Genomic DNA, 21,902 nt, shown 5'->3' on the forward strand with positions numbered 1-21,902 from the left:
ATCAGTCCACCGTCACGTAGTCGGGGCCGGAGTAGCGCCCGGTGGTCAGCTTCTGGCGCTGCATCAGCAGGTCGTTGAGGAGGCTGGAGGCGCCGAAGCGGAACCAGTCGGGGTGCAGCCAGTCGTCCCCGAGGACCTCGTTCACCATCACCAGGTACTTGATCGCGTCCTTGGTGGTGCGGATGCCGCCCGCGGGCTTGACCCCGATCCGCGTGCCGGTGGCGGCGCGGAAGTCGCGTACGGCCTCCAGCATCACCAGGGTGTTCGCCGGGGTGGCGTTGACCGCGACCTTGCCGGTGGAGGTCTTGATGACGTCGGCCCCGGCGAGCATCGCCAGCCAGGAGGCGCGGCGGATGTTGTCGTACGTGGACAGCTCGCCGTTCTCGAAGATCACCTTCAGGTGCGCGTCCTCGCCGCCGGGGCGGGCGCAGGCCTGCTTCACGGCCCGGATCTCCTCGAAGACCTTCATGTAGCGGCCGGAGAGGAAGGCGCCCCGGTCGATCACCATGTCGATCTCGTCGGCGCCGGCCGCCACCGCGTCGCGGGTGTCCGCCAGCTTGACGTCCAGCTCGGCACGGCCGGAGGGGAAGGCGGTGGCGACGGAGGCGACCTTGACGTCCTGCCCGCCGGCGGCGGCCAGGGCCTCCTTGGCGGTGGCCACCATGTCCGGGTAGACGCAGATCGCGGCGACCTTCGGCACGGTGCGGTCGGTGGGGTCGGGGTTGACGCCCTTGGCGCACAGCGCCCGGACCTTGCCCGGGGTGTCGGCGCCCTCCAGGGTCGTCAGGTCGATCATCGAGATGGCGAGGTCGATGGCGTACGCCTTCGCCGTGGTCTTGATCGAACGGGTGCCGAGCTGGGCCGCGCGGGCTTCCAGGCCGACGGCGTCGACCCCGGGCAGGCCGTGCAGGAAGCGGCGCAGCGCGGCGTCGGAAGCGGTCGCGTCCGCCAGTGCGGAGGGCGCGGCGGGAGGCGGTGCGGGAGGTGCGGTGGGAGACGAAGCAGGCATGGTCACCAGATGAGCATATCTACGCGCGTAGCAAACTGTCATCCCCTCCCTGTATCCCGGCCGGGCCCCCACGGGCGCACGTCCGGCCCGTGAGGCGCCCCACCGGCCGGACGCCCGTGCGGCGGGGTCGTGCAGAATCGGAGGCATGAGTGAGCAGACCGGGTACGCGGACCACACCTACCGCTCGGCCATGGGGATGGTGGGGGGCACGCTGCTGCTGGCGCTCGTCGTGCTGCTGGCCGCCGACGGGATCGCCAACGGCGCGGGCCGCACCCGGTGGATCTCGCTGGCCGCGCTGGTGGCGTTCGTGCCGCTGATCTTCGCCTTCTCCCTGCGGCCCGCCGTGTACGCCGGGCGCGAGCGGCTGCGGGTGCGCAACCCGTTCCGCACGATCACGCTGCCGTGGGCGTCGGTCGAGGGCGTACGGGCGGCGTACTCCGCCGAGGTCTTCGCGGGCGACGGCAAGTACCAGATGTGGGCGATCCCGGTCTCGCTGCGCCAGCGCAAGAAGGCGCTCCGGCAGAGCCGGGGCGGCGGCGCGGCCTCGGCGAACCTGTCGGGCCCCGGGGCGGTGTTCGCCCCGGGGATGTCCGACACCGGCGGCTACCGGGCCCAGGCGGACCAGGCGGTGGACGAGATCCGCGTCCTGGCCGAGCGCCACGCCTCGGACGAGGCGGCGCAGGGCGCCCCGAGTGTCCGCTGGGCCTACGAGATCATCGTCCCGGCGGCGGTTGGCGGGGCGGCCCTGCTGGCCCTGCTCTTCCTGGGCTGAGGTCCCGGGGCCCCGGACCGTCCGCGCGGCGCCGTGCCGCCGCCCCGGTGGGGCTTCCCACGCCGCCGGGGCCGGGGCGCGGCTTGCTTCCACGTGCTTCCACGGGCTTCCACGGGCCCGTGGTGCCGTGCCGGCCGGGGCGGGCCGCCCGGCCCCACCCCGGCCGCGGCGTACGTCAGATGCCCGCGGCGGCGGCGAGGTCCGTCCTGAGGGCGTCCAGCGCCCGCTCCGCCGTGGCGCGGGCCGCGCTCAGCTCCGAGGCGTCCGCCACGGGGACGACCACCTCCAGGTAGCACTTCAGCTTCGGCTCCGTGCCGCTGGGGCGGACGACGATCCGGGCGCCGGCCACCCGCTGCCGGGGATCGCCCGCCAGCCGGTAGCGCAGGCCGTCGGTCGGCGGCAGGTCCCCGGCGCCCCGGCTCAGGTCCTCGGCCGAGAGCACCGTCAGGCCGGCCAGCAGGGCCGGCGGCGCCTGGCGCAGCCGGCGCATCGCGCCGGCGATCACGGACAGGTCCTCCACCCGCACCGAGAGCTGGTCGGTGGCGTGCAGGCCGTACTCCACCGCGATGTCGTCCAGCAGCTCGGTCAGGGAGCGCCCGCTCCCCTTCAGCTCGGCGGCCAGTTCCGCGACGAGCAGCGCCGCCGTGACGCCGTCCTTGTCGAGCACGCCCTCGGGGTCCACGCAGTAGCCCAGCGCCTCCTCGTAGGCGTAGCGCAGCCCGTCGACGCGGGCCAGCCACTTGAAGCCGGTCAGCGTCTCGGTGTACGGCACGCCCGCCGCCTCGGCGATGCGCGACAGCAGGGAGGAGGAGACGATCGTGGTGGCGAAGGTGCCCCGCGCCCGCTTGTGCACCAGGTGGGTGGCCAGCAGCGCCCCCACCTCGTCGCCGCGCAGCATCCGCCAGCCCGCGTCCGCCTCCGGGTCGGGGACGGCCACCGCGCAGCGGTCGGCGTCGGGGTCGTTGGCGATCACCAGGTCCGGCCGGTGTTCGCGGGCCGTGGCGAAGGCCAGGTCCATCGCCCCGGGCTCCTCCGGGTTGGGGAAGGCCACGGTGGGGAAGTCCGGGTCGGGATCGGCCTGCTCGGCCACCGGCACCGGGACGGGGAAGCCCGCGCGCTCGAAGGCGGCGGCGACCGTGGCGCCGCCCACACCGTGCAGCGAGGTGTGGACCACCTTCACGTCCCGGGGCCCGCCGGGGGTGAGGACGGAGACCGCGCGCTCCAGGTAGGCGTCCACGACCTCCTCGCCCAGCACCTCCCAGCCGGACCCGGCCAGGGGGACGTCCGCGAGGGAGCCGATGGAGGCGATCTCGTCGGCGATCTCCCCGTCGGCGGGCGGCACGATCTGCGAGCCCCCGCCGAGGTAGACCTTGTAGCCGTTGTCGCGCGGCGGGTTGTGGCTGGCGGTGACGGTGACGCCCGCGACGGCGCCCAGGTGCCGGACGGCGAAGGCCAGTACGGGCGTGGGCAGGGGGCGCGGCAGCAGGGCCGCCCGCAGGCCGGCGCCGACCATCACGGCCGCGGTGTCGCGGGCGAAGTCCTCGCTCCGGTGGCGGGCGTCGTAGCCGACGACGACCAGGCCGCCGCCGTGTCCGTGCGCCCGCAGGTACGCCGCGAGCCCGGCGGCCGCGCGGATGACGACCGCGCGGTTCATCCGCATCGGGCCGGCGCCCAGCTCCCCGCGCAGTCCGGCGGTGCCGAACCGGAGGGTGCCGGAGAAGCGGGCCTTCAGCTCCTCCAGGTCTCCCGCCTCGATGAGGGCGGCCAGTTCCGCACGGGTCTGCGGGTCGGGGTCCTCGGCCAGCCAGGACCGCGCCTGCGCGGTCAGGTCCTCGTGCACGGTTGCCACGGTCTCTCCGCCTCTCGCGTGTCGCCTGTGGGCGGCGCCGTACGCCGCTCCTGCTTCGCTGCGCTCCGCGCCGGTGGGCGCGGGCTCCTCCGATGTCCACCGGTACCCGGGAAGCCGGCGGGACCCGCCGCGGGGTGGGCTGTCCGAGGGGCCCGGTGGGGGGCCCGTACCGCGGGGTGCGCCGGATCGGACCGGGTCGGACCGGATCAGATGAGTCTGAGGACCCGGTCCAGCAGCGAGCCCATCCGGGCGGCCGAGTCGCGGCCGGCCTGGAGGACCTCCTCGTGGTTGAGCGGTTCACCGGTCATGCCCGCGGCGAGGTTGGTGACCAGGGAGACGCCCAGCACCTCGGCGCCCGCCTCGCGGGCGGCGATCGCCTCCAGGACGGTGGACATGCCCACCAGGTCGCCGCCGATCGCCCGGACCATGCCGATCTCGGCGGGCGTCTCGTAGTGCGGACCGGGGAACTGGACGTAGACGCCCTCCTCCAGGGTGGCGTCCACCTCCTGGCACAGCGCGCGCAGCCGCGGCGAGTACAGGTCGGTGAGGTCGACGAAGTTGGCGCCGACGATCGGCGAGACGCCGGTGAGGTTGATGTGGTCCCGGATGAGGACCGGCTGGCCGGGACGCATTCCGGGGCGCAGTCCGCCGCAGCCGTTGGTCAGCACGACGGTCTTGCAGCCCGCGGCCACGGCCGAGCGGACCCCGTGGACGACGGACGCGACGCCACGGCCCTCGTAGTAGTGGGTGCGGCCGAGGAAGACCAGCGCCCGCTTGTCGCCGAGGCGGTGCGAGCGGACCTTCCCGGCGTGGCCCTCGACCGCCGGCGGCGGGAAGCCGGGCAGGTCGGTGACCGGGAACTCGTGTTCCGGCTCCCCGAGCGCGTCGGCGGCCGGCACCCAGCCCGAGCCCATGACCAGGGCGACGTCGTGGGTCTCCGCGCCGGTCAGCTCGCGCAGGCGGGCCGCTGCGGTGCCGGCGGCGGCGTACGGGTCGCCGGAGTAGTCGGTGGTGGCAGAAGCGTTCACGCCGATGAGGGTAGCCGGTAATCGCCTACGCGCGTAGACGGGTGTCCGGGAGTGGTACCGGAAGCGGCCGAAAGTGGACCTGGGCGGACCGGAACGCCCCGAAGTGTCCCGAAGCGGCCGGCGGGAGACCCGTGCGGTCCGTCCGCCCCGTCCGCTCCGTCCGCTCCGTTCAGCAGGGGCGCTTGCGCAGTTCCGTCACGTAGTCGTGCGGGGCCCCGGCGGACTCCGCCGCGTCGGCGATCTCCCCCAGGTAGCGGGCCGAGGGCAGCCCGCCCTCGTAGCCGTTGAGGACGTAACACCAGGCCGGCTCCTCGCCGTCCAGGGTGTGCACCCGCACCCGCATGCGGCGGTAGATGTCCATGCCGACGCCCTCCCAGCGGTCCATGGAGTCCTCGTCCATGGGCGCGATGTCGTAGAGCGCGACGAAGACCGTCGCCTTCGGGGCCTCGACGATGGTCGCCAGCGAGCCCTCCCAGCCCATGTGCTCGCCGCCGAAGGTCAGCCGCCAGCCGCTGAGCCACCCGGTGCCGCGCAGCGGCGAGTGCGGGGCGCGGCGGGACATCAGCCGGGCGTCGAGGTTTCCGGCGTATGCGGCGTAGAGCGACATGCGACGAGGGTATAGGCAGCGGCCTCCGCCGCCCGGGCGGACCGCCGTCGTGTGCCCTGCCGCGTGCCCTGTCATGCGCACCGCCGTGTACGCCGTCATGCGCACGGCGGGTGGTGGCGGCCGCCGGAAGGGCGCGTGCGAGACTGGAGTACGTGACTCGGATCGTGATCATCGGTGGTGGACCCGGCGGCTACGAGGCGGCGCTGGTGGCCGCGCAGCTCGGAGCGGAAGTGACCGTCGTCGACCGCGACGGTCTGGGCGGCGCGTCGGTGCTGACCGACTGCGTCCCCTCCAAGACGCTCATCGCGACCGCCGAGGTGATGACGAACTTCGACTCCTCCTACGAGGAGCTCGGCATCATCGTCGAGGACGGCACCCCCGACCCCGACAGCCCGGCCCGGGTCGTCGGCGTGGACCTGGGCAAGGTCAACCGGCGCGTCAAGCGCCTGGCGCTGGCCCAGTCGCACGACATCACCGCGGCCGTCACCCGCGCCGGCGCCCGCGTGCTGCGCGGCCGCGGCCGGCTGGAGCCGGGCCAGGCGGCCGACGGCACGCGGCAGGTCGTCGTGGAGACGGCCGGGGGCGAGGAGGAGCGGCTGACGGCCGACGCCGTGCTCATCGCCACCGGCGGCAAGCCGCGCGAGCTGCCCGACGCCCGCCCCGACGGCGAGCGCATCCTGAACTGGACGCAGGTGTACGACCTGGAGGAGCAGCCCGAGGAGCTGATCGTGGTCGGCTCCGGCGTCACCGGCGCCGAGTTCGCCGGCGCCTACCAGGCGCTCGGCTCCCGGGTGACGCTGGTCTCCTCGCGCGACCGCGTGCTGCCGGGCGAGGACCCGGACGCGGCGGTCGTGCTGGAGGACGTCTTCCGCCGCCGCGGCATGAACGTGATGTCCCGCTCCCGGGCCGCCTCCGCCAAGCGCGTCGGGGACCGGGTGGAGGTCACCCTCTCCGACGGCCGGGTCATCACCGGCAGCCACTGCCTGATGGCCGTCGGCGCCGTCCCCAACACCTCGGGCATCGGCCTGGAGGAGGCCGGGGTGACGCTGAAGGACTCGGGCCACATCCGCACCGACCGGGTCTCGCGCACCTCCGCGCCCGGCGTCTACGCGGCCGGCGACTGCACGGGCGTGTTCGCGCTCGCCTCGGTCGCGGCCATGCAGGGCCGGATCGCGATGTACCACTTCCTGGGCGAGACGGTGGCCCCGCTGGACCTCAAGACGGTCTCGGCGAACGTCTTCACCGACCCGGAGATCGCCACCGTCGGCTACACCCAGGCCGACGTGGACGCCGGCCGGATCGACGCCCGCGCCGTCAAGCTGCCGCTGCTGCGCAACGCGCGGGCGAAGATGCAGGGCGTGCGGGACGGTTTCGTGAAGCTGTTCTGCCGTCCGGGCACGGGGATCGTGGTCGGCGGCGTGGTGGTCGCGCCGCGAGCCAGCGAGCTGATCCACCCGATCTCGATCGCGGTCGACAACAACCTGACGGTCGAGCAGATCGCGAACACCTTCACGGTCTACCCCTCGCTGTCGGGTTCGATCGCCGAGGTGGCGCGGCAGCTGCAGACGCGGAAGGCGGCCGAGGGCGGCTGACCGGCGGTCGGCCGTCGGCCCGGGTTCCACCGGGCCGTCCGCGTATACCACGGCAGGGTTCCGCCTACGAACAATTTCCGTTATTCAGCGGAAACAGCTGAAAGCAGACGGTCGCGCGGGTTACTGTCTGTTCCGTGTTCGCTGCAGAACGTCGTCAACTGATCCTCGAAATGGTGCGGGCCAACGGAGCCGTGTCGCTCCGCGAACTCGCACGTGTCGTCCAGACCTCCGAAGTGACCGTGCGTCGTGATGTCCGGGCGCTGGAGGCGGAAGGGCTGCTGGACCGTCGGCACGGCGGCGCGGTGCTGCCCGGCGGCTTCTCACGTGAATCCGGCTTCCCGCACAAGGCGCACCTGGCGACCGCGGAGAAGAGCGCGATCGCCGACGTCGCCGCGGGCCTCGTGGAGGAGGGCGAGGCCGTCGTCGTCGGCGCCGGGACGACCACGCAGGAACTGGCCCGCCGCCTGGCGCGCGTTCCCGGCCTGACCGTGGTCACCAACTCCCTGCTGGTGGCGCAGGCGCTGGCGCACGCCAACCGCGTCGAGGTCGTGATGACCGGCGGCACGCTGCGCGGCGCCGACTACGCGCTGGTCGGCAGCGGTGCCGAGCAGTCCCTCCACGGGCTGCGGGTCTCGCGCGCCTTCCTGTCCGGCAGCGGGCTGACGGCCGAGCGCGGCCTGTCGACCTCCAACATGCTGTCGGCGAGTGTGGACCGGGCGCTGGTGCAGGCCGCCGCGGAGGTGGTCGTCCTGGCCGACCACACCAAGCTGGGTGTCGACACGATGTTCCAGACCGTCCCCCCGGAGGCCATCGCCCGCCTGGTGACCGACGAGCCACCGCCGCACGAGGACCGGGCGGCGGCCGAACTCCAGGCGCTGGCGGACCAGGGCGTCCAGATCACGGTGGCCGGTGCGGCGGGCGCGCCGTCCGGCGCGATGGGCGCGGTGCCCGGCACCGCGGTGGCGCATCCCGGGCCGGCCGGAGCGGCGGGGCAGGGCGGCCAGGGCGGGCCGGCCGGAGCCGAGGGCGAGGGCGCGGCCGGCGGCCCGGGGGGCCGGCCGCGGCGCGAGGTGCCGCTGCCGGGCCAGCGCGGCAGGCACCACCCGCCGGGCGGCGGGGGCGGCGCCCAGTTGCGCGCGGCCCCACCGGTCGCCCCGGGAGAGGGCCAGATGATGGGCCGGGTCGCGGATCTGGCCCCCCGCCGCCACTGAGGCCGCCCGCCCGCGGCGCGCACCGCGCGTACGAGCGGAAGGGGGCGGGACGGCCGTGGCCGTCCCGCCCCCTTCCGTGTGCCGGGTGGTGCGGGCTCAGTCCTTGATCTCGCAGATGACGGCGCCGGAGCTGAGGGAGGCGCCGACGGTGGCGTTCAGGCCCTTGACGGTGCCGGCGCGGTGGGCGTTGATGGGCTGCTCCATCTTCATCGCCTCCAGCACCACGATCAGCTCGCCCTCGGCAACCGTCTGGCCCTCCTCGACGGCGACCTTGACGATGGTGCCCTGCATCGGGGAGGCCAGCGCGTCACCGGAGGCGGCCGGGCCCGACTTCTTGGCCGCGCGCCGCTTGGGGCGGGCGCCTCCGGCCGCGGCGGTGCGGGCCAGGGTCATGCCCAGCGAGGCGGGCAGGGAGACCTCCAGGCGCTTGCCGCCGACCTCGACGACCACCGTCTCGCGGCCGGGCTCGTCGTCCTCCTCGTCCGCGCCGGGCGCGGCGAAGGGCTTGATGTCGTTGACGAACTCGGTCTCGATCCACCGGGTGTGGACGGTGAACGGGTCCTCGGGGCGGCCGTTGACCTCGGGGGCGAAGGCCGGGTCGGCGACCACCGTGCGGTGGAAGGGGATGGCGGTGGCCATGCCCTCGACCTGGAACTCGGCCAGCGCCCGGGCGGCGCGCTGGAGGGCCTGCTGCCGGGTGGCGCCGGTGACGATCAGCTTGGCCAGCAGCGAGTCCCAGGCCGGGCCGATGACCGAGCCGGACTCCACGCCCGCGTCCAGGCGTACGCCCGGACCGGTGGGCGGGTCGAACTTCGTCACGGTGCCCGGGGCGGGCAGGAAGTTGCGGCCGGGGTCCTCGCCGTTGATGCGGAACTCGAAGGAGTGGCCGCGCACCGGCGGGTCGTCGTAGCCCAGCTCCTCGCCGTCGGCGATGCGGAACATCTCGCGCACCAGGTCGATGCCGGTGACCTCCTCGGTGACCGGGTGCTCGACCTGCAGGCGGGTGTTGACCTCCAGGAAGGAGATGGTGCCGTCCTGGCCGACGAGGAACTCGCAGGTGCCGGCGCCGACGTAGCCGGCCTCCTTCAGGATGGCCTTCGAGGCGCGGTACAGCTCGGCGTTCTGCTCCGGCGTCAGGAACGGCGCGGGGGCCTCCTCCACCAGCTTCTGGTGGCGGCGCTGCAGCGAGCAGTCACGGGTGGAGACGACCACCACGTTGCCGTGCTTGTCGGCCAGGCACTGGGTCTCCACGTGCCGGGGCCGGTCCAGGTAGCGCTCCACGAAGCACTCGCCGCGGCCGAAGGCGGCCACCGCCTCGCGGACGGCCGAGTCGTACAGCTCGGGGACCTCCTCCAGCGTGCGGGCGACCTTCAGGCCGCGCCCGCCGCCGCCGAAGGCGGCCTTGATGGCGATCGGCAGGCCGTGCTCCTTGGCGAAGGCCACCACCTCGTCCGCGCCGGAGACCGGGTCGGGGGTGCCGGCCACCAGCGGGGCGCCGGCGCGCTGGGCGATGTGGCGGGCGGCGACCTTGTCGCCCAGGTCGCGGATGGCCTGCGGAGGCGGACCGATCCAGTTCAGCCCGGCGTCGATGACGGCCTGGGCGAACTCGGCGTTCTCCGACAGGAAGCCGTAGCCGGGGTGGACCGCGTCCGCGCCGGAGTCGGCGGCGGCCTTCAGCACCTTGGCGATGTCCAGGTAGCTGGTGGCGGGGGTGTCACCGCCGAGCGCGAAGGCCTCGTCCGCCACCCGCACATGGAGTGCGTCCCGGTCCGGGTCGGCGTAGACGGCCACGCTCGCGATCCCGGCGTCCCGGCAGGCCCGGGCGACCCGGACAGCGATTTCACCGCGATTGGCGATGAGCACCTTGCGCACGATGGCTTCCTCCTTGGCGCTGGGCCGCAACAGTATGAGCGATGTGAGTTTAGGTATCGGCGACACCGCAGGCCGAGTCGCCCAGGGGCGTGAGCTTGCCCACACGGAATGTGATCCCGGGGGACCCGGGGAGCCCAAATCCCTTGTGGGTACACGGTACGCCGGGATCTCGCATCCGGCTGGAGATCTTCGGTGTGGTCAAGGTTACTGTCCAGGCGGGAAGCGAGCGTCTCCGACTTTTTGTGGGATTCCTACGAACGGCGGGGTGATTCTTTGCCGGGGTGCGGGGTCTTTCCCGAGCCGTTACCCGTTAGTAGCATGCGCGCTGTCGAAGGGGCGGCGCGCCGCGCGCCCACGGGACGACGGGTGGGGGACGGGATGGCGCACAGAAGACCGGTGGCCCTGACCGCGGCCGCGGTGCTCGCGGCCGAAGCCGCCGGCGCCGGGTGGCTGCACTGGGTCCTGGGTCTCATGGTCGACCGTCAGGACATGTCCCTGGCCGGGCTGGACCCGCGTCTGATGGCCGTCTCCACCTGGATCGGCGGCGCGGTCTTCGGCGCCTATCTGCTGCTGTGCGCCTGCCTGCTGCTGCGTACGGGGCTGGCCGACCGGCCCCCCGCCCGCTTCGCCCGCGCGATGCTGGCCGGCGCGGCCGTGGTGCACGGGGTGGTCGGCGCCCTCACCGTCGGGCTGGTGGGCTGGGCGGCGTTCGCGGCCGTGATGCTCGTGCTGGGACTGCTGGTGCTGACCCTGGTGGCCTACGCCCCCCGCGGCCGTACGGCGGAACGGGGCGCGCCGGGGGAACCGGACGCGCCGGGTGGACCGGCCGCCGCGCCGGGTGGGCCGGCCGGGCCGCCCCTCAGGCCCACAGCTCCGTGATCGGGACGCCCAGTTCGGCCAGGAGGCGGCGCAGCAGCGGCAGCGACAGCCCGATGACGTTGCCGTGGTCGCCCTCGATGCCGTCCACGAAGGGCGCCGAACGGCCGTCGAGGGTGAAGGCGCCCGCGACGTGCAGCGGCTCGCCGCTGGCGACGTAGGCGGCGATCTCCTCGTCGCTCGGCTCGCCGAAGCGGACGGTGGTGGCGGCGGTCGCCGAGGCGCGGCGGCCGGTGGCGGTGTCCACCACGCAGTGCCCGGTCACCAGGACGCCGGCCCGCCCGCGCATGTCCTTCCAGCGGGCGGTGGCCTCCTCGGCGTCCGCCGGCTTGCCCAGCGGCCGCCCGTCCAGCTCCAGCACCGAGTCGCAGCCGACGACGAGCGCGCCGGCGGCCTCGGGCCGCCCGGCCACGGCGTCGGCCTTCGCCTCGGCCAGCAGCAGGGCCAGCTCGCCCGGGGTGGGGGCGTCCAGGGCGTCCTCGTCCACACCGCTGACGATCACCTCGGGAGCCATCCCCGCCTGCCGGAGCAGCCCGAGCCGGGCGGGGGACTGGGAGGCGAGGACGAGACGGCGGCGGGGCGCGGTGTTGTGGGCCATGGGCCCATCCTAGGAAGCCTCCCGGCCGCCCCGGTCCGGGGCCGCGCTCACAGCAGCAGGAAGACCGCCACCATGGCGACGGCGAGCAGCCAGCCGGCGCGGCGGAGCATCGCCTGGGTGGTGCGCAGCTCCTCGGGGGGTTCGTCGGCCGGGTCGGACCAGAGCATGCTCCCGATCCTGCGCCACGGCGGGCGGGGGCGCCTGAGTACGCGTACTCAGGCGCCCCCGCCCGCCCGTGCGCGGCGCGTGCGCCCCGTTGCGGGCCGGTTCAGGCGGGCCAGTACGCCGTCCGCCAGGCCCGCGGGCCCGGGTGCGGCAGACGGCGGCCGGGGACGGTGCGGGCCGGGTCCGACCACTCCGAGCCGCGCTCGGCGCCGGACCCGCCGGACCCCGCCGCCGCGAGAGCCGCGGCCCGGGTGCGCACCACCGCCAGGGCGGCGGCCAGTTCCTCGGGGGTCGGATTGCCGCGTACGACCTTGATCATGGTCACGGTCTCCTCGCTGTCGCGGGCGGTCAGAGCGGGATGTTCCCGTGCTTCTTCGGCGGCAGCGACTCGCGCTTGTTGCGCAGCGAGCGCAGGCCCCGCACGATGTGGCGGCGCGTCTCGGAGGGCACCACCACCGCGTCCACGTACCCGCGCTCGGCGGCCACGTACGGGTTGAGCAGGGTGTCCTCGTACTCGGCGGTGAGCTTGGCCCGCAGCTCCTCGCGCTCCTCGTCGTCCTTCGCCGCCGCCAGCGTCCTGCGGTGCAGGATGTTGACCGCGCCCTGCGCGCCCATCACCGCGATCTGGGCGGTGGGCCAGGCGAAGTTGAGGTCGGCGCCCAGGTGCTTGGAGCCCATCACGTCGTACGCGCCGCCGAACGCCTTGCGGGTGATGACGGTGATCAGCGGCACCGTCGCCTCGGCGTAGGCGTAGATCAGCTTGGCGCCGCGCCGGATGATGCCGCCGTACTCCTGGTCGGTGCCGGGCAGGAAGCCGGGCACGTCCACGAAGGTCAGCACGGGGACGTTGAAGGCGTCGCAGGTGCGCACGAAGCGCGCGGCCTTCTCGGAGGCGTCGATGTCCAGGCAGCCGGCGAACTGCATCGGCTGGTTGGCGACGATGCCGACCGGGTGGCCCTCCACCCGGCCGAAGCCGGTGAGGATGTTCGGCGCGAACAGCGGCTGGGTCTCCAGGAACTCGCCGTCGTCCAGCACGTGCTCGATCACGTCGTGCATGTCGTACGGCTGGTTGGCCGAGTCCGGGATCAGCGTGTCCAGCTCGCGGTCGGTCTCGGAGGTCTCCAGGTCCGCCTCCTCGGGGAAGGCGGGCGGCTCGGAGAGGTTGTTGGAGGGCAGGTACGACAGCAGCGCCTTGACGTACTCGACCGCGTCCTCCTCGCCGGATGCCATGTAGTGCGCGACACCGGAGGTGGAGTTGTGGGTGCGGGCGCCGCCCAGCTCCTCGAAGCCGACGTCCTCGCCGGTGACCGTCTTGATGACGTCGGGGCCGGTGATGAACATGTGCGAGGTCTGGTCGACCATCACCGTGAAGTCGGTGATCGCCGGGGAGTAGACCGCGCCGCCCGCGCACGGGCCGACCACCAGCGAGATCTGCGGGATCACCCCGGAGGCGTGGGTGTTGCGGCGGAAGATCTCGCCGTAGGCGCCCAGGGAGGCCACGCCCTCCTGGATGCGGGCGCCGCCGGAGTCGTTGATGCCGATGACCGGGCAGCCGGTCTTCAGCGCGAAGTCCATCACCTTGACGATCTTCTGGCCGAAGACCTCGCCCAGCGCGCCGCCGAAGACGGTGAAGTCCTGGGAGAAGACGGCCACCGGGCGGCCGTCGACCGTGCCGTAACCGGTGACGACGCCGTCGCCGTAGGGGCGGTTGGCGTCCAGGCCGAAGTTGGTCGAGCGGTGGCGGGCGAACTCGTCCAGCTCCGTGAACGAGCCCTCGTCCAGCAGCAGTTCGATCCGCTCGCGGGCGGTCAGCTTGCCCTTGGCGTGCTGCTTCTCCACCGCGCGCGCCGAACCCGCGTGCGTGGCCTCCTCGATGCGCCGTCGCAGATCCGCGATCCTGCCCGCGGTCGTGTGACGATCCTGGTCCTCGGGGGCTGGGCTCTGCTGCTCGGACACGGGCTGCGGCTCCTCGTCGTGGCGTCTGGTCGTCATGGCGTCTGGCTACCGACTCGTAGCGTATCGGCGCGGGAGTGATCCGGCGGTGCGGCGTTTGCCACACCTAATCTGTCTTGCATGACACCGAACGACCCGTCGGACAATCCCTGGTCGGACCTGGAACGCCCACCGCTGAACGCCGCCTCGCTGAGCCGTGCGCTGGTGCGGCCCGAATCGCTGTGGACCTCGCTGGAGGTGGTGGACTCCACCGGCTCCACCAACACCGACCTCGCCGCGCGGGCCGCCCGCGGCGAGGCGCGCGAGGGACAGGTGCTGGTCGCCGAGCGGCAGACGGCCGGGCGCGGGCGGCTGGAGCGCACCTGGACGGCGCCCGCCCGCTCGGGGCTGTTCCTCTCCGCGGTGCTGGTCCCCGAGGTGCCCGCCGAGCGGTGGAGCTGGCTGCCGCTGCTCGCCGGGGTCGCCACCGCCTCCGCGCTGTCCCGCACCGCCGGGGCGGACGTGGTGCTGAAGTGGCCCAACGACGTCCTGGTGCGCTTCGGGGACGAGGAGCGCAAGATCGGCGGCATCCTCTCCGAACGGGTCGAGCGCCCCGGCGGCCCCGCCGCCGTGGTGCTGGGCATCGGGCTCAACGTCACACTGCGCGAGGAGGAGCTGCCGGTGCCCGGGGCCGGCTCCCTGGCCCTGGCGGGCGCGCGCGTCACCGACCGCGACACCCTGCTGCGCGCGGTGCTGCGCTCGCTGCAGGAGTGGTACGGCCGCTGGCGGGACGCGGACGGCGACCCGGAGGCGAGCGGGGTGCGCGAGGCGTACACCGCCGGCTGCGCCACGCTGGGCCGGCGGGTGCGCGCGGTGCTGCCCGGGGAGCGGGAGCTGCTGGGCGAGGCGGTCGCGGTGGACGACGGCGGACGGCTGGTCCTGGCCGGCGGCGAGGGCGTGCAGCAGCCGGTGGGCGCGGGCGACATCGTGCACCTCAGGCCCGGTCCGGAGGGGGCGTAGGGGCGGTCGCCGGGACGGCCGCGGGGGCGGTCGCCGGGAGAGTGAGCCAGGGCACACCTGCCGTATCGTTGAGTCGACCCAGCGCGGCGGGCGCGGCGGCAGTGAGTGGATCGGAAGGGCAGTGGACGACTCGGGCACCCCAGCCGAAGAGCCGACGACGGACGGCGAGGCGGCCGGCGACCCGGCCCATCCGGAGGAGGACCCCCTCGCGCTCCGCATCGAGCAGCTGATCCTCGGCGCCGGGCGGCAGTACACGCCCTTCCAGGCGGCCCGCGCCGCCGACGTCCCGATGGAGCTGGCCGCCCGCTTCTGGCGCGCGATGGGGTTCGCCGACATCGGCCAGGCCAAGGCGCTCACCGAGACGGACGTGATCGCACTGCGGCGGCTGGCCGGCCTGGTGGAGGCGGGGCTGCTCAGCGAGGCGATGGCGGTGCAGGTGGCGCGGTCCACCGGGCAGACCACCGCGCGGCTGGCCGAGTGGCAGATCGACTCCTTCCTGGAGGGCCTGACCGAGCCGCCCGAGCCGGGCATGACCCGCACCGAGGTGGCCTACCCGCTGGTCGAGCTGCTGCTGCCGGAGCTCCAGGAGTTCCTGGTGTACGTCTGGCGGCGGCAGCTCGCCGCCGCCACCGGCCGGGTGGTGCAGGCGGCCGACGACGAGGAGATGGTGGACCGGCGCCTGGCGGTCGCCTTCGCCGACCTGGTCGGCTTCACCCGGCTGACGCGCCGGCTGGAGGAGGAGGAGCTGGGCGAGCTGGTCGAGGCGTTCGAGACCACCGCCGCCGACCTGGTCGCCGCGCACGGCGGCCGGCTGATCAAGACGCTCGGCGACGAGGTGCTCTACGTCGCCGACGACGCGGGCACCGCGGCCGAGATCGGGCTGCGGCTGATCGAGACCCTGGCCAACGACGCGACGATGCCCGAGCTGCGGGTGGGCATGGCCCTGGGCACGGTCACCACCCGGATGGGCGATGTCTTCGGCAACACGGTCAACCTGGCCAGCCGGCTGACCTCGATAGCGCCCAAGGACGCGGTGCTGGTGGACGGCGCGCTGCGCGCCGAGCTGGTCGCCGCCGGGGAGGCGCCGGAGTCGGAGAAGGAGACGGACGCCGGCGCGTCGTACCGCTTCGCGCTCCGTCCCCTCTACCAGCGCCCGGTACGCGGTCTCGGCGTCATCGAGCCCTGGCTGCTGACCCGCCGCCCCTCCGGATCCTGACCGCCGTCCCGCCTCCCCTCCCCTTCCCCCCCGCCCCTGCGCACGCCCGTCGTCCGCCGCTCGCCCCCTGACCGCCGGGCGGGGCGGATGGCATGATGCGCCCGTACACCAGTGAGCGATCGTTAACCGGAAGGGCTGTGTGGACGACGTGAGCGTGCGCGAGGGCGAGGGCGTGGGCGAGGAGCGGTTCGGCGAGTGGGTCGCGGTGCGGCGGGAGCCGGACGGGCACGTCGCCGAGCTGGTGCTGGACCGGCCGAAGGCGATGAACGCCGTCTCCACCGAGATGGCCCGCAACATCGGGGACGCCTGCGCCGCGCTCGCCGCGGACCGGCGGGTGCGCGCCGTGGTGCTCTCCTCCACCCACGAGCGGGCCTTCTGCGTGGGCGCGGACCTGAAGGAGCGCAACTCCTTCAGCGACGCCGACCTGTCCCGGCAGCGGCCGTACGCCCGCGCCGCCTACACCGGGGTGCTGGAGCTGCCGGTGCCGACGATCGCGGCCGTGCACGGGTTCGCGCTCGGCGGCGGCTTCGAGCTGGCCCTGTCCTGCGACCTGATCGTCGCCGACCCCACCGCGGTGGTCGGCCTGCCGGAGGTGTCGGTCGGGGTGATCCCCGGCGGCGGCGGCACCCAGCTGCTGCCGCGCCGGGTGGGCGCCGCCCGCGCCGCCGAGCTGATCTTCACCGCGCGCAGGGTGGAGGCCGAGGAGGCCCGTGAGCTGGGTCTGGTCGACCGTCTGGCGGCCCGCGGCGAGGACCGCGCCGAGGCGCTGGAGCTGGCCCGGCGCATCGCCGCCAACTCCCCGGTGGGCCTGCGGGCGGCCAAGCGGGCGTTGCGCACCGGATGGGGGATGGACCTGCGCGCCGGTCTGGAGGTCGAGGACGCGGCCTGGCGCTCGGTGGCGTTCTCCGGCGACCGGGCCGAGGGCGTGGCCGCCTTCAACGAGAAGCGGGCCCCGCGCTGGCCGGGGGAGTGACCCGGAGTTGAGCGGGCACGAGCCCGGTGAGCCGGAGCGGGCCGGTGCGAGCCGGTCGGCGACCCGGAGTGAAGGCCCATAACCTGGGTCGTGTGGATCGGGTACGGCATGGGTGACGACGCGCGGCTGAGGACCGTGGTGGGGCTGGCGCAGGAGATGGCCGCCGCCCACACCCTGCGCGACCTCGCCCGCACGGCCGCCGAGGGCGCGCGGGCCGCGCTGGGCGGCTCCTTCGCGGCCCTGTCCGTCTGGGAGCGCGAGCGCGGCCTGCTGCGGGTGCTGGTGAACGCCGGCGAGCGGCGCGGGGACGAGGAGGAGTTCCCCGAGGACGAGACGTACCCGGTCCACGACTTCCCCGAGATCACCGGCCTGCGCCCCGGGAGCGGCCCGGGGGCCGGGACGCGCGCCTGGGTGGAGACGGCCTCCGGCGGGAGCCGGGCGTCCCGGTACGGACCCGGGGCGCCCCACGAGCGGCGGCCGTCGGCGCTGCGCCGGAGGGGGCGGGGCTGCTGCGTGATCGCCCCGGTCGTCGTGGACGGGCGGGCGTGGGGCGAGCTGTACGTGGCGCGCGAGATCGGGCAGCCGGTCTTCGACCGTGCCGACGCGGACTTCGCCGAGGCGCTGGCGTCGGTGATCGCGGCCGGGATCGCCCAGACCGAGCGGCTGGAGGAGGTGCGCCGGCTGGCCTTCACCGACCCCCTCACCGGCCTGGCGAACCGCCGGGCGGTGGACGTGGGGCTGGACGAGGCGCTGGAGCGGCACCGTGCGGACGGGACGGTGGTCAGCCTGCTGGTCTGCGACGTCAACGGGCTCAAGAGGGTCAACGACGTGCTGGGCCACGAGGCGGGCGACCGGCTGCTGGAACGTTTCGCTTCGGTGCTGTCCCTGTGCGGCGCGATGCTCCCGGACACCCTGGCCGCCCGGCTGGGCGGGGACGAGTTCTGCCTGCTGGCGGTGGGGCCGTCGGCGGACGAGGTGGTCCGGGTGGCGGACGAGGTGTGCCGCCGGGCCGCGGAGCTGGAGACCGGGCAGGGGGTGGCCTGCGGGGTCGCCTCGACGGGCGACCCGATAGGCCCGGTCCGCTCGGCCCGCCGGCTGTTCCGCCTCGCCGACGCCGCCCAGTACCGGGCCAAGGCCGCCCGCACCGACAAGCCGGTGGTGGCCGGGCGCGAGGGCGGAGCGGACGCCGGGGAGGCCGGGGGAGAGGGCGGTGCGGGCTGCGCCGGGGACGCCGTGGTCCGCCTGGCGGACCAGGCCGAGCAGGGGCGGATCGGGGCTCCGGGCGACCGCCGCCGGCTGCGCGGCCTGGACGTGTGAGCACCGGTGCGCGGACCCGGCGGCTCACGTGGACCGGCGCGGTCCCGGCAAGGTCGTGACAGAACTCGATTCACTCTTTAGTGTTCCTGAATATGGATATGCAGAACCGCGTGGTGATCGGCCCCTCCGGCACCACCGCCGAGGACGTCGTCGCCGTCGCCCGCGGCCTGGCCCGCGTCGAACTGTCCGACGAGGCGCTGGCCGCCCTCGCCGCCGCCCGCCGGATCGTCGACGACCTGGCCGCGGCCCCCGACCCCGTCTACGGCGTCTCCACCGGCTTCGGTGCCCTGGCCGTGCGCCACATCCCCGCCGGGCTGCGCGTGCAGCTCCAGCGCAACATCGTCCGCTCGCACGCCGCAGGCATGGGCCCGCGCGTGGAGCGCGAGGTGGTGCGGGCGCTGATGTTCCTGCGGCTGAAGACGCTGGCCTCGGGCCGCACCGGGGTGCGGCCCGAGGTGGCCCGTGCCATGGCGGACCTGCTCAACGCGCGCATCACGCCCGTCGTCCACGAGTACGGCTCGCTCGGCTGCTCCGGCGACCTGGCGCCGCTGTCGCACTGCGCGCTGGCGCTGATGGGCGAGGGGGAGGCCGAGGGCCCCGACGGGCGGGTGCGGCCGGTGGCCGAGCTGCTGGCCGAGCACGGGCCGGCCCCCGTGGAACTGCGGGAGAAGGAGGGGCTGGCCCTCCTCAACGGCACCGACGGCATGCTCGGCATGCTGGTGTTGGCCTGCGACGACCTCGCCCGGCTGTTCACCTGCGCCGACATCACCGCCGCCCTCACCCTGGAGGCGCTGCTGGGCACCGACCGGGTGCTCGCGCCCGAGCTGCACGCCGTCCGCCCCCACCCCGGCCAGGCCGCCTCCGCCGCCAACATGCTCAAGGTCCTGGCCGGCTCCGGGCTCACCGGCCACCACCAGGACGACGCCCCGCGCGTGCAGGACGCCTACTCGGTGCGCTGCGCCCCCCAGGTCGCCGGTGCCGGGCGCGACACCCTGGCGCACGCCCGCACCGTCGCCGAGCGGGAGCTGGCGGCGGCCGTGGACAACCCGGTGGTGCTTCCCGAGACCGGGCGGGTGGAGTCCAACGGCAACTTCCACGGCGCTCCGGTCGCCTACGTGCTGGACTTCCTCGCCATCGCCGCGGCCGACCTGGCCTCCATCTCCGAGCGCCGCACCGACCGGCTGCTGGACCGCAACCGCAGCCACGGGCTGCCGCCCTTCCTGGCGGGCGACGCGGGCGTGGACTCGGGGCTGATGATCGCCCAGTACACCCAGGCCGCCCTGGTCAGCGAGATGAAGCGGCTGGCGGTCCCGGCCTCGGTGGACTCGATCCCGTCCTCGGCGATGCAGGAGGACCACGTCTCGATGGGCTGGTCGGCCGCCCGCAAGCTGCGCACCGCCGTCGACGGGCTGACCCGCGTGGTGGCCGTGGAGCTGTGCGCCGCCGCCCGCGCGGTCGAGCTGCGCGCGGCGGACGGGCTGACCCCCTCGCCCGCCGCCTCGGCGGTGGTGGCCGCGGCGCGCGAGGCCGGGGTGCGGGGCCCGGGGGAAGATCGTTATCTGGCGCCGGAGTTGGCGGCGGCGGAGGCGTTCGTCCGCGGGGGAGGGCTGGTGGCGGCGGCCGAGGCCGTCACCGGGCCGCTGGCGTGAGACCCTCGCGGCCGGCGCGGACGCGGGCGCTGACCAGCAGGGCGGCGCCCGCGCCGAGGAAGCCGAGGCCGCCGACGAGGTAGGGCGTGGTGTCGAAGCTGCCGGTGTCGGCCAGCAGCACCTCGCCCCCGGAACCGGTCTGGGTCTGGGCCTGGGTCTGGACCTGCGCCCCGGCCTGAGCCCGGGAGGCGGCTGCGGCCGGCTCGCCGTCGCCGGTGGCGTTCGCGGACGGTACGAACCACAGACCGCACAGGAGGCCGCCCGCGACGGCGGCGGTCACCAGCGGTCGACGGTGTGCTCGCACGGAAGGGCCCCCTCGGTACAGCGGACAGGCGGTGCTGCGACCGATGCTAACGACGGGAGGGGGGCCGCGTGAAGGGCGGTCGGCGTCCGCGGCCCCCGCCGCGCGGCCATCTCATGCGAAATCGGTCACATTGCCATATAAGCGCCGTGACAGGAGGAAAGTGCTGTGATGTGATCGGGTGTCACAGGGAGCGGGCCTGCCGGTAACGATCCGGAACCGCGGGGGAATTCCCGCCCGCCAGTGCAACCCCTGGTGACGGAAGGGTGTCTTACCCCACAGTCTTACCCTGGGTGGAACGGGTCACAGTTCCCTCGCGTTCTCGTACGTGCGGCCGTGGGGTGGACGTCCCGCTTCGCCTTCACCGGACGGCGTGGGACGCGGAACGGGGAGCCAGAGGTTCGTAAGCGGATGGAGAAGCGTGTGATGAGGGACGGCAAGCGCCGCAGGGGTGTCGTGGCGGCGGCCGCGCTGCTCAGTGGAGTGCTCACACTGTCGGCGTGCGGGGGTGAGAGCGGCAGCGGCGGCGACTCCGACGCCGACTCCGCGAAGAAGCCGGACAAGGGGCAGGCCCAGGTGGACAGGGCGGCGGCGGAGAAGTCCTCCGAGGCCCGAATAGTCATCAAGCCCAAGAACGGCGCGGACAACGCCAGCATCCACGCGGCCCGGGTGGAGGTGAAGGGCGGCAAGCTCACCTCGGTGACGATGAAGGCCACCGCGACCGGCCAGGAGGTCGAGGGCACCCTCGCGGCCGACGGCAGCGGCTGGAAGCCCAACGGCCAGCTGGAGCGCGCCACCCGGTACACGATCTCCGCCGAGGCCGAGGACGCCGAGGGCCGCAAGGCGCTGGAGAACTCCACCTTCACCACGGTCTCGCCCGAGAGCAGCTTCATCGGCTACTTCACGCCCGAGGACGGCTCGACCGTCGGCGTCGGCATGCCCGTCTCCATCAACTTCGACAAGGGCATCGCCAACAAGAAGGACGTCCAGGCCGCGATCGAGGTCAACACCACCAGCGGCCAGGAGGTCGTGGGCCACTGGTTCAGCGACACCCGCCTGGACTTCCGGCCCAAGGACTACTGGAAGGCCGGCTCCAAGGTCACCGTCGACCTCAACCTCGACGGCGTCGAGGGCTCCGACGGCATCACCGGCGTCCAGGACAAGAGCTTCAGCTTCACCGTCGGCCGCTCGCAGGTCAGCACGGTCGACGTGAAGACCAAGACCATGAAGGTCGTCCGGGACGGCAAGACCGTCAAGACCTTCAAGATCTCCGCGGGCGCGCCCGAGACCCCGACCTACAACGGCCAGATGGTGATCTCCGAGAAGTACAAGGAGACCCGGATGAACGGCGCGACCGTCGGCTTCACCGACGACGACGGCAAGGGCGAGTACGACATCCCCGACGTGCCGCACGCCATGCGGCTGTCGACCTCCGGCACCTTCATCCACGGCAACTACTGGGGCGCCGACTCGGTCTTCGGCAACGTCAACACCAGCCACGGCTGCGTCGGACTGAACGACGTCCAGGGAGCGAACGACCCCAGCCAGGACGGCGCCTGGTTCTTCGAGAACTCGCTCCTGGGCGACGTGGTCGTGGTCAAGAACTCGCCCGACAAGCAGATCACCCCGGACAACGGCCTCAACGGCTGGAACATGTCCTGGGAGGACTGGAAGGCCGGATCCGCCCTCTGATCCCCTCCAGGGCCCCGTGACGGCCCGCTGACGGCATCCCCCGCTCCCGGGCACAGCTCCACCGGAAGGCGGCGGGGAACGGCGCGGTGCGCCGTTCCCCGCCGCCTTCCGCCGCCTTCCGCCGCCTTCCGCCGCCTTCCGCCGCCTTCCGCCGCCTTCCGCCGCCTTCCGCCGCCTTCCGCCGCCTTCCGCCGTCTCCCGCCGTCTCCCGCGGCCCTCGCCG

The 21,902-nt window shown here is 74.1% G+C and carries 20 protein-coding genes; 10 read left to right on the forward strand and 10 right to left on the reverse strand.

The window, feature by feature from the left end; genetic code table 11:
- Position 1: 1 nt before the first annotated feature.
- Positions 2–1,009 (reverse strand): deoxyribose-phosphate aldolase, encoded by a 1,008-nt coding sequence (deoC, locus tag BMY40_RS20265; protein ID WP_245770211.1) that lies wholly within the window; start codon positions 1,007–1,009, stop codon positions 2–4.
- Between the two features lie 145 nt (positions 1,010–1,154).
- On the opposite strand from deoC, the gene BMY40_RS20270 reads away from it, so the two are divergent.
- Positions 1,155–1,781, forward strand: coding sequence for a PH domain-containing protein (locus BMY40_RS20270; RefSeq protein ID WP_093661658.1), 627 nt, complete (start codon positions 1,155–1,157; stop codon positions 1,779–1,781).
- A gap of 175 nt (positions 1,782–1,956) precedes the next feature.
- Here the strand turns inward: BMY40_RS20270 and BMY40_RS20275 are convergent, their stop codons facing one another.
- From BMY40_RS20275 to BMY40_RS20285, 3 genes are all read right to left on the reverse strand, one after another.
- Positions 1,957–3,630 carry a phospho-sugar mutase gene (locus BMY40_RS20275; protein ID WP_093661660.1) on the reverse strand — a complete coding sequence of 558 codons (1,674 nt, stop codon included), beginning with the start codon at positions 3,628–3,630 and terminating at the stop codon, positions 1,957–1,959.
- Between the two features lie 206 nt (positions 3,631–3,836).
- Positions 3,837–4,658, reverse strand: a complete 822-nt coding sequence (locus tag BMY40_RS20280; protein ID WP_093661662.1) for a purine-nucleoside phosphorylase — start codon at positions 4,656–4,658, stop codon at positions 3,837–3,839.
- A gap of 169 nt (positions 4,659–4,827) precedes the next feature.
- On the reverse strand, positions 4,828–5,265 hold the full coding sequence (locus BMY40_RS20285; protein ID WP_093661664.1) for a gamma-glutamylcyclotransferase family protein: 438 nt from the start codon (positions 5,263–5,265) through the stop codon (positions 4,828–4,830).
- Positions 5,266–5,408: 143 nt separating this feature from the next.
- On the opposite strand from BMY40_RS20285, the gene BMY40_RS20290 reads away from it, so the two are divergent.
- Both BMY40_RS20290 and BMY40_RS20295 read left to right on the forward strand, forming a co-directional pair.
- A complete protein-coding gene (locus BMY40_RS20290; RefSeq protein WP_093661756.1) occupies positions 5,409–6,857 on the forward strand; it encodes an NAD(P)H-quinone dehydrogenase in 1,449 nt (482 codons plus the stop codon).
- Between the two features lie 170 nt (positions 6,858–7,027).
- A complete protein-coding gene (locus BMY40_RS20295; protein ID WP_245770212.1) occupies positions 7,028–8,068 on the forward strand; it encodes a DeoR/GlpR family DNA-binding transcription regulator in 1,041 nt (346 codons plus the stop codon).
- 96 nt (positions 8,069–8,164) lie between these two features.
- On the opposite strand, the gene BMY40_RS20300 is transcribed toward BMY40_RS20295, so the two are convergent.
- Entirely contained in the window at positions 8,165–9,940 is a 1,776-nt protein-coding gene (locus BMY40_RS20300; RefSeq protein WP_093661668.1) for an acetyl/propionyl/methylcrotonyl-CoA carboxylase subunit alpha, read from the reverse strand.
- Positions 9,941–10,318: 378 nt separating this feature from the next.
- On the opposite strand from BMY40_RS20300, the gene BMY40_RS20305 reads away from it, so the two are divergent.
- Entirely contained in the window at positions 10,319–10,819 is a 501-nt protein-coding gene (locus tag BMY40_RS20305) for a hypothetical protein (protein WP_093661670.1), read from the forward strand.
- Here BMY40_RS20305 and BMY40_RS20310 read toward each other — a convergent pair.
- From BMY40_RS20310 to BMY40_RS20320, 4 genes are all read right to left on the reverse strand, one after another.
- The gene (locus BMY40_RS20310) at positions 10,800–11,414 is read right to left on the reverse strand and encodes a nucleoside triphosphate pyrophosphatase (protein ID WP_093661672.1); all 615 of its coding nucleotides are present in this window, start codon (positions 11,412–11,414) and stop codon (positions 10,800–10,802) included. The genes BMY40_RS20305 and BMY40_RS20310 overlap by 20 nt on opposite strands.
- A 47-nt stretch (positions 11,415–11,461) precedes the next feature.
- Positions 11,462–11,581 (reverse strand): morphogenic membrane protein MmpB, encoded by a 120-nt coding sequence (mmpB, locus tag BMY40_RS29165; protein WP_410536839.1) that lies wholly within the window; start codon positions 11,579–11,581, stop codon positions 11,462–11,464.
- Positions 11,582–11,682: 101 nt separating this feature from the next.
- On the reverse strand, positions 11,683–11,898 hold the full coding sequence (locus BMY40_RS20315; RefSeq protein ID WP_093661674.1) for an acyl-CoA carboxylase subunit epsilon: 216 nt from the start codon (positions 11,896–11,898) through the stop codon (positions 11,683–11,685).
- Positions 11,899–11,927: 29 nt separating this feature from the next.
- Entirely contained in the window at positions 11,928–13,571 is a 1,644-nt protein-coding gene (locus BMY40_RS20320) for an acyl-CoA carboxylase subunit beta (protein WP_245770199.1), read from the reverse strand.
- Between the two features lie 81 nt (positions 13,572–13,652).
- Between BMY40_RS20320 and BMY40_RS20325 the strand changes: the two genes are divergently transcribed.
- The 5 genes from BMY40_RS20325 to hutH all read left to right on the forward strand — a co-directional run bounded on the left by BMY40_RS20325 (position 13,653) and on the right by hutH (position 19,686).
- Complete coding sequence (locus BMY40_RS20325) at positions 13,653–14,531, forward strand: biotin--[acetyl-CoA-carboxylase] ligase (RefSeq protein ID WP_093661678.1); 879 nt, start codon at positions 13,653–13,655, stop codon at positions 14,529–14,531.
- A 217-nt stretch (positions 14,532–14,748) separates the two neighbouring features.
- Entirely contained in the window at positions 14,749–15,747 is a 999-nt protein-coding gene (locus BMY40_RS20330; protein ID WP_245770213.1) for an adenylate/guanylate cyclase domain-containing protein, read from the forward strand.
- 172 nt (positions 15,748–15,919) lie between these two features.
- Positions 15,920–16,720, forward strand: coding sequence for an enoyl-CoA hydratase/isomerase family protein (locus BMY40_RS20335; protein ID WP_093661758.1), 801 nt, complete (start codon positions 15,920–15,922; stop codon positions 16,718–16,720).
- 108 nt (positions 16,721–16,828) lie between these two features.
- Positions 16,829–18,037: a GGDEF domain-containing protein gene (locus BMY40_RS20340; RefSeq protein ID WP_093661760.1), complete on the forward strand. Its 1,209-nt coding sequence runs from the start codon at positions 16,829–16,831 to the stop codon at positions 18,035–18,037.
- Positions 18,038–18,129: 92 nt separating this feature from the next.
- Positions 18,130–19,686: a histidine ammonia-lyase gene (hutH, locus tag BMY40_RS20345; RefSeq protein ID WP_093661682.1), complete on the forward strand. Its 1,557-nt coding sequence runs from the start codon at positions 18,130–18,132 to the stop codon at positions 19,684–19,686.
- Here hutH and BMY40_RS20350 read toward each other — a convergent pair.
- The gene (locus tag BMY40_RS20350; protein ID WP_093661684.1) at positions 19,667–19,990 is read right to left on the reverse strand and encodes a hypothetical protein; all 324 of its coding nucleotides are present in this window, start codon (positions 19,988–19,990) and stop codon (positions 19,667–19,669) included. The genes hutH and BMY40_RS20350 overlap by 20 nt on opposite strands.
- A gap of 408 nt (positions 19,991–20,398) precedes the next feature.
- Between BMY40_RS20350 and BMY40_RS20355 the strand changes: the two genes are divergently transcribed.
- Positions 20,399–21,679, forward strand: coding sequence for a L,D-transpeptidase (locus BMY40_RS20355; protein ID WP_093661686.1), 1,281 nt, complete (start codon positions 20,399–20,401; stop codon positions 21,677–21,679).
- The last annotated feature ends 223 nt before the right edge of the window (positions 21,680–21,902 follow it).

Origin of the sequence: Streptomyces radiopugnans (assembly GCF_900110735.1) — a bacterium.
GTDB lineage: Bacteria > Actinomycetota > Actinomycetes > Streptomycetales > Streptomycetaceae > Streptomyces > Streptomyces radiopugnans.